14 protein-coding genes are annotated in these 16730 nt (G+C 52.6%); 4 read left to right on the top strand and 10 right to left on the bottom strand.

Annotated elements, in window-relative coordinates; all coding sequences use genetic code 11:
* Positions 1 to 217: 217 nt before the first annotated feature.
* Positions 218 to 1138 (top strand): transposase, encoded by a 921-nt coding sequence (locus tag ACTVJH_RS08120; RefSeq protein ID WP_455989288.1) that lies wholly within the window; start codon positions 218 to 220, stop codon positions 1136 to 1138.
* A gap of 55 nt (positions 1139 to 1193) precedes the next feature.
* Here ACTVJH_RS08120 and ACTVJH_RS08115 read toward each other — a convergent pair whose 3' ends face one another.
* The 10 genes from ACTVJH_RS08115 to ACTVJH_RS08070 all read right to left on the bottom strand — a co-directional run bounded on the left by ACTVJH_RS08115 (position 1194) and on the right by ACTVJH_RS08070 (position 12576).
* On the bottom strand, positions 1194 to 1520 hold the full coding sequence (locus tag ACTVJH_RS08115; protein ID WP_455989286.1) for an XRE family transcriptional regulator: 327 nt from the start codon (positions 1518 to 1520) through the stop codon (positions 1194 to 1196).
* A complete protein-coding gene (locus tag ACTVJH_RS08110; RefSeq protein ID WP_455989284.1) occupies positions 1513 to 1878 on the bottom strand; it encodes a type II toxin-antitoxin system RelE/ParE family toxin in 366 nt (121 codons plus the stop codon). Before ACTVJH_RS08110 ends, ACTVJH_RS08115 begins: the two co-directional genes overlap by 8 nt.
* Positions 1879 to 2162: 284 nt before the next feature.
* Positions 2163 to 3440, bottom strand: coding sequence for a sigma-54 interaction domain-containing protein (locus tag ACTVJH_RS08105; protein WP_455989282.1), 1278 nt, complete (start codon positions 3438 to 3440; stop codon positions 2163 to 2165).
* Positions 3441 to 3849: 409 nt separating this feature from the next.
* A complete protein-coding gene (locus ACTVJH_RS08100; protein WP_455989280.1) occupies positions 3850 to 5064 on the bottom strand; it encodes a type II secretion system F family protein in 1215 nt (404 codons plus the stop codon).
* Positions 5065 to 6756, bottom strand: a complete 1692-nt coding sequence (locus tag ACTVJH_RS08095) for a GspE/PulE family protein (protein ID WP_455989278.1) — start codon at positions 6754 to 6756, stop codon at positions 5065 to 5067.
* Between the two features lie 8 nt (positions 6757 to 6764).
* Positions 6765 to 8447 carry an ExeA family protein gene (locus ACTVJH_RS08090; protein ID WP_455989276.1) on the bottom strand — a complete coding sequence of 561 codons (1683 nt, stop codon included), beginning with the start codon at positions 8445 to 8447 and terminating at the stop codon, positions 6765 to 6767.
* A 32-nt stretch (positions 8448 to 8479) separates the two neighbouring features.
* Positions 8480 to 10201: a type IV pilus secretin PilQ gene (pilQ, locus tag ACTVJH_RS08085; protein WP_455989274.1), complete on the bottom strand. Its 1722-nt coding sequence runs from the start codon at positions 10199 to 10201 to the stop codon at positions 8480 to 8482.
* A 59-nt stretch (positions 10202 to 10260) separates the two neighbouring features.
* Entirely contained in the window at positions 10261 to 10641 is a 381-nt protein-coding gene (locus ACTVJH_RS08080; protein ID WP_455989272.1) for a hypothetical protein, read from the bottom strand.
* A gap of 143 nt (positions 10642 to 10784) precedes the next feature.
* Entirely contained in the window at positions 10785 to 11318 is a 534-nt protein-coding gene (locus tag ACTVJH_RS08075; protein ID WP_455989270.1) for a hypothetical protein, read from the bottom strand.
* 88 nt (positions 11319 to 11406) lie between these two features.
* Positions 11407 to 12576: a hypothetical protein gene (locus ACTVJH_RS08070; protein WP_455989268.1), complete on the bottom strand. Its 1170-nt coding sequence runs from the start codon at positions 12574 to 12576 to the stop codon at positions 11407 to 11409.
* Between the two features lie 1150 nt (positions 12577 to 13726).
* Here ACTVJH_RS08070 and ACTVJH_RS08065 point away from each other — a divergent pair.
* The 3 genes from ACTVJH_RS08065 (at position 13727) to pgm (ending at position 16528) form a co-directional block, all read left to right on the top strand.
* Positions 13727 to 13984, top strand: coding sequence for a hypothetical protein (locus ACTVJH_RS08065; protein WP_455989266.1), 258 nt, complete (start codon positions 13727 to 13729; stop codon positions 13982 to 13984).
* A 157-nt stretch (positions 13985 to 14141) separates the two neighbouring features.
* Positions 14142 to 14309 carry a hypothetical protein gene (locus ACTVJH_RS08060; RefSeq protein ID WP_455989264.1) on the top strand — a complete coding sequence of 56 codons (168 nt, stop codon included), beginning with the start codon at positions 14142 to 14144 and terminating at the stop codon, positions 14307 to 14309.
* 578 nt (positions 14310 to 14887) lie between these two features.
* Positions 14888 to 16528, top strand: a complete 1641-nt coding sequence (gene pgm, locus ACTVJH_RS08055) for a phosphoglucomutase (alpha-D-glucose-1,6-bisphosphate-dependent) (protein ID WP_455989262.1) — start codon at positions 14888 to 14890, stop codon at positions 16526 to 16528.
* The last annotated feature ends 202 nt before the right edge of the window (positions 16529 to 16730 follow it).

Genomic DNA, 16730 nt, shown 5'->3' with positions numbered 1-16730 from the left:
TCATTGGATCCCCTCCTTGATGCAGTTGATAAATAGAAATCAAATATACAATGATTTCTAAGTCTATCAAACAGTTTTCGAAAGAGAGAAACTACTTCCATCTTAGCTACTTATACATTTAAACAGGTTGATAATTAAAAAATTTTTCGTTAGATGTTTTGTTGCTACTCTCTAGCACTTGGATATTTTGTCTCCCAACGTTCATAGGAGGTCATATATGCCTAGAATAGCACGCTTTGTTCGGACGGACATCCCTACTGTCTACCACGTTATCTCCAGAACCGCATTGACAGGATTTCCTCTAGAAGCGGCTGAAAAAGAGTATCTGCTGGGGCTGATCACTCGACTCAGCAGATTTTATTTCGTGGATGTGCTCGGATTCTGTGTCATGTCCAACCACTTTCACCTGGTAACCCGCATGTATCCGGCGGAATATTTTTCTGACGATCTGGTGCGTGAACGGTTGGAGAAATGGTTTCCCGAGGGGCGGGAGATTTCCGAGCAGACCATTGCGAGATTCCGGGATCGGTGGTCATCGCTTGCTCAATTTGTCAAGGATATCAAGCAGGGATTCACCCGCTACTACAATAAGCGGCATGGCCGAGAAGGCTATTTCTGGAATGGACGATTCAAATCATTGATCGTCCAAAATGGCCGTTCTCTGGTCAATCTCTTGGCCTATGTGGATCTCAACCCGGTTCGCGCTGGTATCGTTAAACGGCCTGAACAATACCGCTGGTGTTCACTTGGCTACCATGTCCAGACCGGAAATCGGGATGGATTGTTATGTGTGGATTTCGGAATGAAGGAATGGGGTGAAAAGGACCCAGAGCAAATCATCCGTAAATACAGACAATTCGTGTATGAAACCGGGGCCGTGGATACAGGCAAGGGCAAGCCCATGGACCCGGAGATTGTCAGGAAGGAGAGAAGGAAAAATTTTGAACTGAAACGGTTCGAACTTTTCTGCTACAAAACCAAATATTTCAGCGATGCCGGCATCCTGGGATCAAAGGAATTCGTCAAGGAGGTCTTTGACCAGGTCAAACATATGCTTACATCCAAAGACGAACGAAAATTCACCCAACTCGCCGGGGCAGATGGGGTTTATTCCATGAAAAGGCTTCGTACGAGCTGAAACAATAAACCAATAAATAAACCAATAACTAAAAAACCGCTCAATCTAGAGAAACTTAGACAGAAGTGTTGTTGTTCAGATCGGAAAAGTTGTCGATCTGTATTGATCCATCCGGAAACTTGGCAACAATCTCGAGTTTACCGCCCAACGCCTCTATATGATTGCGAAGGGAAGAGATATACATGTCCGTTCTCTTCTCGAGTTTTGCGACTGCAGGTTGCTGTACGTGAAGAAGCACGGACAATTCTTTTTGGGAAAGGCCACGAACTTTGCGAAGTTCGTCGAGTCGCATCTTGATAAGTTCGTTTTTTGTTCTGGACTCTACTCGCTCTTGAACTTCCGGTGACATTTTTTCACGGAGTTTTGAAAAGTTATTAGTCATTATTATGATCCTCCTTTGCCAATTCGGTCAAATGTTCATCGTAAAGCCGATCTGCGAGGGGAATATGTACTTCATACCAACGATTATCGCCAGTCTTGTCGCCGCCGATCAGTAAAATTGCAGTCCTTCGGGGATCGAATGCATAGAGAGTTCTGAGAGGTTTGCCCGTGTTGACGGTACGAAGTTCTCGCATGTGCTTGTGTTTCGATCCATTAACACCACTGGAATGCGGGAACCCCAATTCAGGACCTTTGGCCTCCAGAAGACCTACTGAAACAGCCACTGCTTCTTGTTCTGATTCGGAAAGACAATTCCACCAGTGCTCGAATTCGTCGGTATACTCTACGTCCCAACTCATTTCAGTACCTTACTCAAAAAATTCGTAGCGATGTGCACAGCACTGGAAATTTTCTCCTGGTGACTGTCCGGCAGGGAAAAGGACTCCGTTCCCGTTTTGTCCACGCATTTACCCGTAGTTGACGAGCATACCAGACAGCTCATGCCTTTGTTGGGTTAAAAGCGCCAGCCCGCATCGGTTAAATATGCCGCAATAAATATTCCGTCAAGGGAATAAATTGGTTGTAGAACGGATTGATGGAAACCTCCGAGAAAGATTTCCTTTTCAAAGACATAAGACATGAACTACGGCTTGTACCTGGTCACATCGATCTCCAACTTCTTGATCCTGTGCCACAAACTTCGGACCTGGATACCCAGCAGTTCGGCCGCACGCACCTGAACGCCCTGGGTCTGCTGGAGGGCATCCTGGATGATTGTCTTTTCGATCCGTTTGAGCCGCTCATCAAGGCCGGGGGGGTCATCCTCTTCCTCCACCACGGGCAGACCGCCGCGCAATGGGGGCGGCAGATGTGAGGGCTGGATCTCCCCTTCCCCGGCGAGCAGGCTCGCCCTTTCCAGGGCATGCAGCAGTTCGCGCACATTCCCGGGCCAGGCGTGGGACATGAGCATCTGCCGGGCCTGATCCGAAATCGTTATCTTCCTGCCCATGCGGGTGGCAAACCAGTCGATGAACAAGGGGATATCTTCCAACCGGTCCCGCAAAGGGGGCAGCTCGATGGGGAACACATTGATCCGGAAATAGAGATCCTCCCGAAACCGCTTTTCCCGCACCTCTTCAGCCAGGCACTTGTTGGTCGCGGCAATCACCCGCACATTGACCTTGACCGGGTTGCTGCCTCCGACCCGGATGACCTCCCTGTCCTGCACGACCCGAAGCAGCTTGGCCTGGGTTTCCAACGGCATATCCCCGATCTCGTCCAAAAAGATCGTCCCGCCTGACGCCTGTTCAAATTTCCCCTGCCTGGCATTCGTGGCCCCGGTAAAGGCCCCTTTTTCATGGCCGAAAAGCTCGCTTTCCACCAATGTATCCGGAATGGCCGCGCAATTGACTTTAATCAAAGGGCCGGACGCGCGCGCACTGTTTTTGTGAATCGCCTCGGCTGCCAGCTCCTTGCCGGTCCCTGATTCTCCGAGAATGAGCGCGGTGGTATCGCTCCCCGCCACCACGAGCATCTGGGAAAAGACCGCCCGCATGGCCCTGCTCTCCCCGACCATGTCCGGAAAATAAATCTTGCTTTCCGTCTGGGTGAGCATGTCCGTGACCCCGTCGAGCACCCGGGTGAACCGTTCCAGCTCGTTGCGGGGGAGTGTTTTTTTCTTCCCGCCTTCATTGTCCGAAGGCCCTTTCTCTTCCAGCGCCCTGATCTTCTCGACCTTGCTGACAAACGTTTCCAGCGGCCGGATGATCATCCCCATGACCACATAGGCCAGCACATACGAAACCACCCACACGGCCAGCCCCCAGAACCGAAGGGCCCAGGAACTCTGCGTATAATAAGCGGAAAGCAGAGAGGCGAGCAGAAATGAAAGCAGGGCAAACCCGCTGAAAATAAACGGCACCAGAAACCGCAGACTTAGAACGACGCGAATATTTTTGAAGGAAAATGTATAAGAAGGTGTCGGGTTGTCAGGCATGAGTAAAAAAAGTGTTAGGTTGTAAGAAAGGGAGTGCATTAAGTTCGCAGTATACCAAAGTACAAAGTACACAGTTCGCAGTGCGCAGAAAAAAACAAGAACTGTTCAGCACACATCATATTTGATAATTTGAACTAAACTGACAATCCAATACTTATCAAAGGTGTGAATGTCTGATCAAGTCTGAATTATTAGAACTACAAAAAGTCTTTTTTCCCTTCTTTTTCTTTCCAGCTTCTGGCTGACACAGGAATTTATCCCACGACGATTCACATCCCGTTACCATTCTTTTGTCTTCCACTGCGCACTGCGCACTGTGTTCTGCGTACTTTTTCTACCGTACCATCTTCGTCAGATCCCACATGGGCAGGAAGATGGCCAGGGCGAAGAAGCCGACCACTGCGGCCAGGCCGACGATGAGGATGGGGCCGAGGTTGGTGGACATCTGGGAGACGGCATAGGCCACTTCGTCATCGTAGTGGTTGGAGACCTCCTGGAGCATCTCGTCCAGATTGCCGGATTCCTCGCCGATGGCCACCATGTGCACGACCATGGGGGTGAAATATCTGGCCTGGCTCAAGGGGCCGGAAATCCCTCTGCCCTCGTGCAAAAGGACTTTGATCTTATCGAATTCTTTGGAAATAGCGGAGTTGCCGATGGTCTGGGAGAGGATATCAAGGGAATCCAGGACCGAAACCCCGCTGGCCTGGAGAATGGCGAAGATGGAGGCAAACCGGGACATGGCCGATTTGGAAAAAACCGGCCCAATAATGGGCATACGCAAAAGTACACGGTCCCGCATAAGCCGACCCGTGTCTGTCCTGAAGTAATAACGAAGACCGAAGATCAACGCCAACACCCCGGCGATACAAATATACCAATAGGTGGAAATAAAGGCATACAGATACATGCAGATCAGAGTCGGCAGGGGCAGATCAATGCCGGCCGACTTGAAGATGCCCACGAACTTGGGGATGACAAAGGTCAACAAAACAAAAAAGGCGATTCCCAGAGCGATAAGCACGATGGTCGGGTACTGCAGGGCGGACTTGATATCGCTTTTGACCTTGTGCTCATGAGAGAGCAGATAGATGAGCCGGTTAAGAACCTCGGGCAGGGCACCACTGGCCTCGCCCGCCTTGATCATATTGCAGTACAGCGGGGAAAATACCCGGGGATGCTTGCCAAAGGCGTCGGCCAGAGAAATACCGCTTTGCACGTCTTCCCCGATTTCAGCGACAATCTGCTTGAGCCGGCGATTCTCGGTCTGAACCTCCATGGTCTTGAAGATTTCCATAATGGACACGCCGGCCTTGAACATGGTCCGGAACTGCTTGGTAAACAGGATGAGTTCCTGGGGCTTGATCTTGGTCAGGCGGGTCTGCAGATTTTCCAAGAATTCCGATGATCCCTTTTCTGGAACGACCTTGGAGGGGATATACCCCTTCTGGTACAAAAGGGCATTGGCCGCATCGCGATTCTCGGCCTCGATACTGCCGCTGACAGGGGACCCGACATCCGTGATGGCCTTATAGGTAAATTTCATCATCTATACCATGACGGCCCGTGTGGCCTCTTCCAGGGTTGTCACGCCGTGCAATACCTTGAACGCGGCGTCTTCCTTGAGAGTACGCAGATTGCCGTTTTTCTGCAGAGTCCGGGTAATTTCCTGGGCGGACGCCCGGTGCAGGATCATATCCTGGACCTGATCGTCGTTTATCAGAACTTCGTAAATCCCGCTGCGGCCCTTGAATCCGGTATTATTACACTGATAACAACCCGTTCCACGGTGAAAAACAGCATCTTTGACATTGTGTAGCCCCCAGAACTTCACAAGCGAGGGATCAGGGGCGTATTCTTCCCTGCAATAGGGGCAGACCTTACGCACCAGTCGTTGCGCAATGGATGCGAGCATGACCGAGGAAACCAGAAAGGGCTCGACCCCCATGTCTATAAAACGGGTAATCGCGCCGGCCGCGTCGTTGGTATGCACGGTTGAGAGCAGCCTGTGACCGGTCAGGGCCGCCTGCACAGCGATATTCGCGGTTTCATGATCCCTGATCTCTCCGACCATGACCACGTCGGGATCCTGTCTGAGAATGGATCTGAGCCCGCTGGCAAAGGTCATCCCGGCCTTGGTATTCAGCTGGACCTGCCGAATGTTCGCGACCCGGTATTCCACGGGATCTTCCAGGGTAATGATGTTGATATCCGGGGTGTTGATCGTCTGCAGCATGGCATACAGCGAGGTGCTTTTTCCACTTCCTGTGGGACCGGTGCACAAAATCATGCCGTAGGGCTTCTGGATCACCCCGGCGATCTTGTCCCGATCGGTTTCAGCCATGCCCAGCTCGTCCAGGGTATAACCGCCCGCGCTCATGTCCAGAAGACGCATGACCACATTTTCGCCGTAGATGGTCGGCAGGGTTGAAACACGGATATTGATTTCCTTTTTGTCCATGGTCACGGTAAAACGGCCGTCCTGGGGAATACGGGTATTGGCGATATCCATGTTCCCGAGGATCTTCAGACGCGAGACAACGGCCAGATGCAGGGATTTGGGCGGCGAGGGAATCTCCTGCAGAACACCGTCGATGCGAAAGCGGATCTGCACGTGATTCTTCTCCGGGCTGATATGGATATCCGAGGCCTTTTCCCGCACCGCCTGGGAGAGGATGGAGTTGACCAGCCGAATGATGGGAACCTCCGAGGCCATGTCCTCCAGGGAACTGACCTCGACATCGGCGGAAGAGGAAGACGCGGAGGACTTGCTCTCCACCTCCAGATTGCTCATGTTCTCCATGAACCCGTCCATGCCCACCCGCACATTGTAGAGTCCGGCAATGAGCTGATCGAGCTCCTGCTCCGTACAGATGACGGGTTCCACCTCCATGTCGGTCTGGATTTCTATGGCATCCAGGGCGTTTATATCCATGGGATCGACCATGGCCACCAAAAGGAGATTGGACTGAACCCGGAGGGGGGCGACCTTGTATCTGGAGGCCATTTCCGCTGGAATGTATTCGGCCAGGGCCCCATCCAGGGGAAACTCCTGATGGCTGAACTTTTTGATCCGCATCTGACGACTGATCAGGTCAATGACCTGGGATTCCTTGATGACGCTGTTGCGGATCAGGTATTCGCCCAGCTTGAGGCCGCTTTTCTTCTGTTCGTCCAGGGCCCTGCCAAGCTGCTCTTCTGTCAGCAGGCCGGCGGAGACCAGCATTTCTCCAAGACGCATTCGTTTTCTCAACCTGGTATCCTCACAGTTTCAATATGCTCTATCGTGTTCGTGTCCGTTGAAAATTGCATTGCGTTCCAGGTACCCGGCAGCGGAAGAACTGAAAAAAAGACATCCTTGCTCCACAGTGACTTGTCGACCACAACAGCAGCCTGTCCTGAATCGCTTTGATATCGCGAACCGGCCTGCAGGGCATCCTCCTTCCGGAGAAATCCATGGGCAAGCATCAGGGAGAATGTGTATCCGACCTGATCGTTTCTGTGGATGACAATGCGGGTATCAGCCCTGGAACTCATGTGGATTCGGTAGATGGCTTCAAGACTGTCCGAGCTGTCCACTCTGACCCAGTACCGACCGCCGCCAAAGGGATCCTTAACAGGATCAGGGGTCGGAAACATAACCTGATCTCCCACCAGCAAACGCTCAGGACGTTTTTTCAGTGCGGGATTGAACGCAAGGACCTCATCGAGTTTTTGCTGTAGACCCGCTTCCGAAGAAAGACCGTACACCCCGCGAATCAGGTGGTACAGTGTATCGCCTGAACGCACCCGGATTGCACCCAGCATTATTTCAGGACGCATGAACGTCCCTTCACTACCGGCTGGATCGCCGCTTTTCTGGGGATGTGCTGTTACGTGCGCCTTTGCGGGAGCCGGTTCCTGCGCACCCAGAGTCTTCACGCGGGGGGATGCGGCCGAGGAATCAGCGACGGCCTGTGTTGTTCTGTTCACCCCGGCCGAATGCAAAAAGAGCGCATCCCGCAATGAAATCCCGCGAGCATGCAGCAGCCATCCTCCCAATGCGACCACAACCACCGCTGCCATGAGCGCTTTCTGAACGGTTCGTTGTCTTCGCCCTCGGGGAGAGGTGCCGGAAACCGCTCTGGCCGCAGCCATGACCATTTTCCAGGTGATACGGGTTCGTCCCTGGATAATCAGGGTGAGAAGAATCCGGTGGCATATATGGATGACCTTGCGGGGATAGCCCCGTGTCAGCCGATAGGTGAGCCAAAGAGCCGGAAAGGTGAAAAAAGGCAGCCGGCTGACACCGGGTTGCGCACTCTGCTGCAGACGGTAGAGGATCATGGCCCGCATTTCCGTGAAGGACATGGGGCCCAGACGATACAGGAGATTGATCCGATCCTGGAAGTTTTCCATTGTCTCCAGGGTCTGAGCGAATTCCTCCTGGGCAAAGATGATCACCTGAAGGAGTTTGCCCGTATTGGTTTCATAATTGAGCAGCTCGCGGACAATCTCCAGACACTCGGAGGAGAGTTTCTGTCCCTCGTCGATGATCAGGACCGAAAGGGTGTTTTCCTCGACCCCGGCCGCGAACAACCGTTTCTTGATCCGCTCCTTGCGCTGCCACGCGGAGAGCCCTTCCGGACTCTCGCCCACGACCAGCTCCTCCACGACCAGGAGAAACTCCTCGGCAGAGGCAAACGAGGGATCGAGCACCAGATGGACAGCCATCCCGCTCTCTTTGTCCAGCCTGCGCACGAGTTCCCTGGAAAGGGTCGTCTTGCCCGTACCCACCCTTCCCATGACCACGTTGAGCCCACGGCGGAGATGAACGGCCAGTTCCAGCTGCTGAAGACAGCTCACATGGGTGGCCGACTCATAGAAAAACGCGGGATCAGGGGAATTGGAAAAGGGTTCTTTTTCCAGTTCCAGAAGCGAATAGTAATCCATCAGACATTCTCTCTCCAGGGAGAGCAGCTCTTTTAGTCGGTTAGTGTTGCGTTATCGGAGACAGGCTCCGTGTCCCCCTCCTGGACCGCGCGCCGGGCAGACTCCGTGTGCGTCTCAAGGATGGAAGGGGTGACAAAGATCAGGATCTCTTCCATGTCGTCGCTCTTGTTGTTCCCCTTGAACAGCCAGCCCAGACCCGGAACATCTCCCAGTCCGGGCACCTGGGAGGTGGCGTCGGACAGGGTCTGTTTGGTCAGCCCGGAGATGACGATGGTCTCGTTGTTGCGCACGATGAGATTGGTGCTGGTCTGCTTTTTCACGATGGTCGGATTGCCGTCCACCTTGGTCGCATCGCTGAAGTCCACCTCGTCCTTTTTGACCAGGATCTTCATTTTGAGATAGGTGGTATCAATGACATGGGGGGTTATTTCGAGCCGAAGCACGGCGTCCTCGAATTCCACGGTCTTGTCACCGTCGTCATAGGAGACGTACGGCACCTTGGAACCGCTCTCGGTAAAGGCCATCAAATTGTCCATGGTCGTGATGGAGGGGCTGGAGAGGATATTGATCTCCCCTTTGGTCTCCAGGGCCGTCAGCTGGGCCTCCAGGATGTCGCTAGCGGAATTCCCGAGCATGAAATTGAGTCCCAGCCCGCTGCTTCCCATCCCAGGGGCGACAATGGATGAAAAGGGAAAGTTGGAGATCAGTCCTTCACCGCTCTTGCCGACCCCGAACAGGGGTTCGCTCGTGCCGTCGTTATCCCCGATCCCGCTGCCGATCGTGGCGCTGTCCGAACTGCCCGAAAGCTTGTTGCTCCATTTGCCGCCCCATTGCATGCCCAGTTCGCGGCCCGTCTGCTTGGTCGCCTCGACAATATAGGCTTTGAGATGAACCTGCTTGGGGGGACGGTCCAGAATGCCGACCAGATTCGTCAGCATCTCCATGTCTTCCGGCCGGGCCTGGAGAATGAGGGAATTGCTGTGCACGTCGACAAACACATTGCCCCGATCGGTTTTCTGCTCCGTGGAGATGGACACATTGCTCGCCGCCCCACCGGTCTCGTTCTGGCTCATGGAGCCGGATTTCTTGCTCTCCCCGCCCAGGGATGAAATGAGCGATCCCTGAATATCCCAGATATTGGCGTATTTGACCTTGATCACCCGGGTCCTGAACGGGACAAGCTGCTTGATGGCCATTCCCTGGCTCGCGCTCTTGGCCCGGAGTTCATCGATTTCCAGCTGTTTTTTCATATCCTCGATGCTCAAGACCCGAATGATGTCCCCCTCCCACGCATAGGTGAGGGCGTGGGATTTCAGCAGGGCCATGAAGGCCTCGTTCCAGGGGGTTCTGGTGAAGCGCACCGTGGCGCTTCCCTTGATATTCGTATTGATCAGAATGTTCTGCCTGGCCGCCTTGGCCAGGGCCTGAAGAACGGCACGGATTTCCGTGTCATGGACATCCAGGGTCGTGGGCATGGTGGGCAGGGGACGCTCTGCAACCTGCTCTTCCTCGGTTCCGGAAAGGACTTCCTGAACCGGATCGGGCTGTTCCAGATCAACCTTCTCCTCGGTCAGTTCGGGCGAATACCCCCGCGACTCTTCGGCCATTTTCTGCCACTTTTCCATAAAAGGATCCGGGGCCGGTTTCTTGTCCAGACATCCCGTCTGGACAAGCAGCATGACCCCAACGATCACTGTCCCCGCGAACTTCGCCATCGTACAGAGCGGCGTGTGTCTTTCTGCAATGCGCACCATGGATATCTCCGGCTTAATCGGTAATAAATATGTAGAACCCGGGTTTGACCCGCAACGACTTACTCAGTTTCCCCGTCCTGGTAAGGAACGACGATGGTATTGTCCTTTCCAGGACCCGCAATGACCACTTTCTCGGGGCCGACGGAAAGAAGCCTGTACCCGGGCTCCTCGAGCATCTCTCCCGGCTCGTATTCCCGGCCGTTGATCACCCCGACGGAAGTGCCGCCAATGGCCACATAGGCGGTGTAGAGAAATGCAATCGCGCTCCCGGCACCATCCCGGAGCTCGGATTGAACATCCTGCTCGAGGCTCATTTTCCTGAACGGATCACTGGGCCACGGAATATTGACCTGTTGAACGGCATATTGCGCGCTATCAGACAGGGAAAGATTGGCTATTTCCTTGCCCACAGCCTGCTTGGCATGTGTCGCCTCGGCCATTGTTGTATCCGAAACGGATGGGTTGGTACCCGAATCCATCAAAAACATGTAGCTCCCCGCGATCACGACAACGGCCATGATCAGAAGTATTATTTTTTCCCGCTTTGACATGGTTTGCCTTTACACAGATAACTGGTTGAAAATTAATGCAGTCCAGCCCACAATTTCAGACCGTACTCGCGGTTTTCCGGTATGGCCCTGACGCTGATCTGCTGGACCCGAACCAGTGAGGGAACCTGCAGCAATTGCAGAAGAAAATCACGAAAACGAAAAAAATCTCCCCGGATGACCACATCCACAAGTACCCTGTTTTTCTCGCTGCGTATCGACTCGGGCGAGGGAGTCGCAGAGACGAAATCCAACCCGGACGACTTGCACAGGGAAGCCAGGGTGGAGCCAAAGGTGGTGATATCCTGTTCCAGGGCGGTTTGTTCCTCGTAGGGTACCAGAACAAAACTTTTCTGGATCTGCTCCACCTGGAGAAGGCGGGTGTAATCGGGATACAATTCCTTTTTGACCGCCAGGCGGGCACGGGCCTGCTGGATCTGCCGGTCGATCCGGTTCATGTCCCTGACCAGCGGATAGAGGAGCAGAAACCCCGCGACAACGAGAACAAGCGTGCCGCCGACCATGGCCAGAAGGGTCTTTTTGGGGAAAATCAGCTTTTGATCTTGCATACGTCACCGACCAAAGAGAGAAAAAGGTTCATTTCAATCAGTACTGGAAGACACCCGCCCGTAGCGGATATCATTCAGGAGGCAATTTTCAGGAGAGGATCACACTGACGACAAAATGGATCATCTTTTCATCGGAGCCCTCTTCCATCTCCCGGCGCTGAATCGTGGGATCGGCAAAAAGAGGCGATTTATTAAGCGTGACCAGGTAGTTGGAAAGATAGGAATCCTGCAGGCCGGACTCGCCGGTTACATAGCCATCGATAACCAGTGACCCGGGTTTTCCCGGCTCCTTACCGTTTTCGTTGAGTATGCTGGAAATACGGATAGTGGAAGGGGTAATGGAGGCGATTTCTGCAAACGCTGCAACAGGACTGAAGCGATGGCTGTAAGACTGCAGGTAGGAGTGGCGCTTTTTCAAGGTGTCGAGCAGACCCAGCGTTTGTGCCGGAGTGACATCCTCGGGATACATGGCCAGTTCCTTTTCAAGGGAAGCGTATTCCGCCTGTTTATGGCTTCGCTCTCTGAAAAACCAGGCAAAGGCAACAAGAAGAACAGCCAGCAAACCGACAAAGCCCATGGCCGCTGCCCGATGAATGGCGGAAAGACGTCTGGATTGGATCCGATCACGAAAACTGTAGAGGAGATTGAACCCCTCCGTGGAAGAGGCAAAGGCCGCAGCACAGGCACAGGTGTATCCTGAACGATGCCATGAAGATTTCGGGATGGGAACCGAGGCCGGAAGACCAGGCAGGACAAAGGGATCCAGAGTTTCCGTTTCCATGGCCAGTTGCGATCCGATATACTCGATCAGGGAATGGAACGTAGCGATCTTGCCCACAAAGACCAGCTTGACCGGGGCAGGAACCTGCATGGTCGTGCGGAAATAGGCAAAGGTTCTTTCGATCTGGCTGACCAGCCGCTGTGCCGCAGGTTCAACAAGATCCATGATGTCCCTGTTCTCTTCCGATGCCGAAGCAGTCCCTTTCAAATGGGCGTACAACAATTCCGCAGCCTCTTCCCGAGACATTCCCCCCAGAGAGAGACTCCCGTCACCATCCTCAGTCTCGGCACCTGATTCCGGAACCAGGACCATTCCCGACCGCTCCCGGATCGAATCGACAAAGCTCACCTCTCCGGTCCTGATCCGCCGACTGAATGCGAGCACATTATCCTTAAAAAGATCGATGCTGCTCCATTCCGACTTGACGTTGACAACAGCCACGATTCCCTTGTCTGGCGTATTATTGTGTGCACGCAACAAATTGCCTGCACTCAAAGAAAAGCATGTAATGCCCTGGAGTGGTACATCCAGGGCATTAAAAACAGCTTGAATCTCCCGGGTGTTCTGCCTGGGTACAGTATAGGTCCCAAAACGATTCTTATCGATTCCCTTTTCCGTACATTTATCAATTGGATAATAATTAAAGACAACTTCAGATTCATCAAAAGAATTTTTCTTTTTTGCTCCCCAGAATACTGCGTTGGGTATTTCCTTGGAATCAACGGATCGCGGTATGGAGATATTTCCAAACTCTATCGATTCAGATGAAAGAAGAAACCAATTGGCTGTTTTCTTCAAGTGAAAGGCTTCAACAATGCCTTCGCTGAGCAACATCTCACGGAGATCTTGAGGATCAAGTGGTCGTCCCGACTTGTTTGCAATAAAACGATAGTCAACAATCCGTTTCCCTGCAGGAACCTGTTCTACGGCAACAACGAAGATTCCCTCAAACGATATGGAAATCCCCACAGATGTCTTTTTGGGGTCAAAAACAACAGATGCTACCCGACGGTTCCGAATGTCTTTTCCGGGCTGCACGGTAGAATTGCGGGCAATAGCTTTTTTGCCACGGATGACTTCAAGCAGATTATCCGTAGAGGAAATGTCCTTGTTTGACATCGTCTTTTCTCTCATTTTTTCGATAGCTACCCGGAATGCAGTTTCAGAATTCGTATCGTGACCGCACCCCGTTCGAAATATGTCGGGGAAGATTTCTGGTGCGCGCCAGATGAACAGGCTATCCTGGAAAAAAATGGGTTTGATTTTTTCAAAAAAACCAATATATCACAGATACAGAACTACTATTTGAAAAAAATAGTATGTAGCATGCCAATTACCGAAAATTGACCATCCTTTCAAGCATTATTCCATACATTACAATCAGCAAAAATCGTAAACGCGTATGACATATATTTTTGTATCCAAAAAATTTACTTTATATTTGAGCATTGTTATAATCAAAAAAAATAATAACCCGTGTTTCGAAAAATATTGACATATAAATGTCATACAAAAAACATATTCACCTGTTCGACTGTCCCGGCTTGACATTTTCCCGGATATGATCGCAAGGCATCAACTTGGCCCGAGGTTCCATGGCAAAAACATGTAACGAGCAGGTACCCCCATGAGCGTCATCGAAAAAGTGGCGGCCCCGGCAAATTTTTGTTCCAAAGAATCACAACGATTTTGGGATACTAAAGGAAAGAACTGGTGGCTTTGCGGAAAGTCCTTTTCCGCCCTGGCCTTCAAGGCCATCCTGGAAGATGCCTTTGGCGGCGAAGAACATATTGAAACATTTTGCTATGACGAAGAGCGTAATGAGATCGTCCTAACCGCTTTGCTTTGCAGCCGAAAGCAGGCAGTTGCTGAATCTCCGGGCTGAACCGGAATCACCCCCTCGTTCCATCTGAACTGACCTGCCAGAGTTACCGGGCATGATCGCCACAGGCTCGACACGTTCCATAACAGTCGGGTCGCTTGCCTGTCTGCTACACCATCAGGATTCCATAGTACACATGGTAAATCCAAGGGAGTTTGTCATGATAAAAAATATCATTGTCGGGATTCTGGGCCTCGTTTTTGTCCTGGGACTTCTGGGCTTTGTGTTGTTCGGAGCCAGGCTGGCAGATGTCTTCCTGCCCATGCTCATCAGCGCGGTAGGCATTGTGGTGATCGAGCTCTACGTTAATCGGAATGACAAGGAATAGAACGCATTTTCACTCTTTGTTACCTATCCCGTCCCACCGGCAGAGACATCCACGACGCGGTCCTTTTTAACGGCGACCGCGTCTTTTCATTTTTTCCGCAAGATCTCCGCAGACAGTTCACATCCGTCCTGTCCTGTGCTAGTGTGGCCTAGCCGCAGTTTTAGGTTTTAAGTTTTAGGTTTTAAGTTCAAGCGGTTATAAAATTTTCTTGTTTTTTACAACAGAACATTGTGAGTAAGGCAAGGCAAATTTGTTCTTGTCCAAGTACCTGGAATAGAGTGGCCGGCTTGCCCCGTTCCGGGCGGTTTGACTGTCTGACCGAGCCATGCATCGTTCATCAAGCCGTTGCCGGACTTTTTGCCGAAAAACCATGTTCTTATGGAGCAACGGCTTGATGGTACGAGGCCCGCGAGGGAGTTTCAAAGCGCCCGGAATGGGGCAAGCCGGCCATGAGAACAAATCAGCCCTGGTGAGTAAGGTACTAAATTGTTCCAAAAAGAGAAATGTGTTCATGATTCTCCATTTCTCCCTGTCATTGCAAACCAATGCGTCCTTAAAAATTCTATCAGGAGATCATCATGTCTACCCATCCTCTTGCAGGACACAAGGCCCCTCGCGACATCCTGGTTGACATCCCCGCTCTCGTGGCAGCGTATTACGAACGGCAACCCGAGATAACCGATTCCCGCCAGCGCATCGTCTTTGGCACTTCCGGGCATCGTGGCAGCTCGTTCAAGCAGACCTTCAATCAAAACCATATTCTGGCAATCTGTCAGGCCATCTGTGAGTATCGCAGGGTCCAAGGATACACGGGTCCGCTGTATATGGGCAAGGATACCCACGCCCTTTCCGAACCAGCAGCCCTCACCGCACTGGAGGTCTTCACCGCCAACAGCGTGGAGACCATTATCCAGGAAGGTGGCGGCTACACCCCGACCCCTGTCATTTCCCATGCCATCCTGACCCACAACAAAGGAAAATCATCAGGTTTGGCCGACGGCGTGGTCATAACTCCGTCCCACAACCCTCCGGAAGACGGAGGGTTCAAGTACAATCCACCCCATGGAGGACCTGCGGACACCGAGGCCACCAGATGGATTGCAGCCCGGGCCAACGAACATCTGGCCAACAGGCTGATGGGGATCAAGCGAGTCCCGTATGCCAAGGCCGCAAAAAGTCCCTATGTCCATGAGTACGATTTTATCATGCCGTATGTGCACGATCTGGCCAATATCCTGGACATGGAGGCCATCCAAAAAGCCGGGCTCAAGATCGGCGTGGATCCTCTGGGGGGCTCGGGAATCGGCTTCTGGGAACCCATTGCCGAAACCTATGGGCTTGATATCGAACTGGTCAACAAGAACGTGGACCCGACCTTCTCGTTCATGCGTGTGGACAGGGATGGAAAAATCCGCATGGACTGCTCCTCTCCCTACGCCATGGCCGGACTCATCGAGCTGAAAGACCGGTTTGACATCGCCTTTGGCAACGATCCCGACTACGACAGACACGGTATCGTGACCAGACAGGCCGGATTGATCAACCCCAACCACTTTCTTGCCGCCGCCATTGCGTATCTCTTTTCCACACGAACCCAGTGGAACAAACAACTTACCATTGGCAAAACCATGGTCACCACCTCCATGATTGACAGGGTGGGAGCATCCTTGGATCGCAAAGTGGTCGAGGTGCCTGTAGGGTTCAAATGGTTTGTGCCCTATCTCCTCGATGGCAGCTGCGGTTTCGGCGGGGAAGAGAGCGCGGGGGCCTCGTTTTTGCGCAAGGACGGAACGGTCTGGTCCACGGACAAGGACGGGATCATCATGGATCTTCTGGCAGCGGAAATGACTACCACCACGGGCAAGGACCCGGCAACATTGTATATGGATCTTGAAAATCAATTTGGCAGTCCGGTGTACGAACGCATCCAGGCACCGGCCAGCCACGAACAGAAAGCGGCACTCAAACAATTGTCTCCGGATCTGGTCACGGCAACGACCCTGGCCGGAGAACCCATCCTGGACAAACAGACCCGGGCAACAGGCAACGACGCCCCGTTCGGCGGGCTCAAGGTGGTCACCCAGAACGGCTGGTTCGCGGCAAGGCCCTCAGGGACCGAGGCCATCTACAAGATCTACGCGGAGAGCTTCAAAGGCAAGGAGCATCTCCGAAAAATCCAGACCGAGGCCCAGGAAATCGTGAACAAGGCGCTGGGATGAGAAAAGAAGGGAGACGGGAGAAAAGGAGACGGGACAGGCGAATGGAAGGTGAACGTCCGTAGGGGCGAACCTTGTGTTCGCCCAAACCGGAACGAGCAGGAGGAAAAGAAAGGAGACGGGAGACGGGGGAGATAGAAGTACGCAGGGCACAGTGCACAGTGCCCAGGAAAAAACGTAAAAAGTGATATTTTTTTGGTTTATC

This window comes from Desulfoplanes sp. PS50 (assembly GCF_053851535.1).
This window is presented reverse-complemented; position numbering and strand designations above follow the sequence as displayed.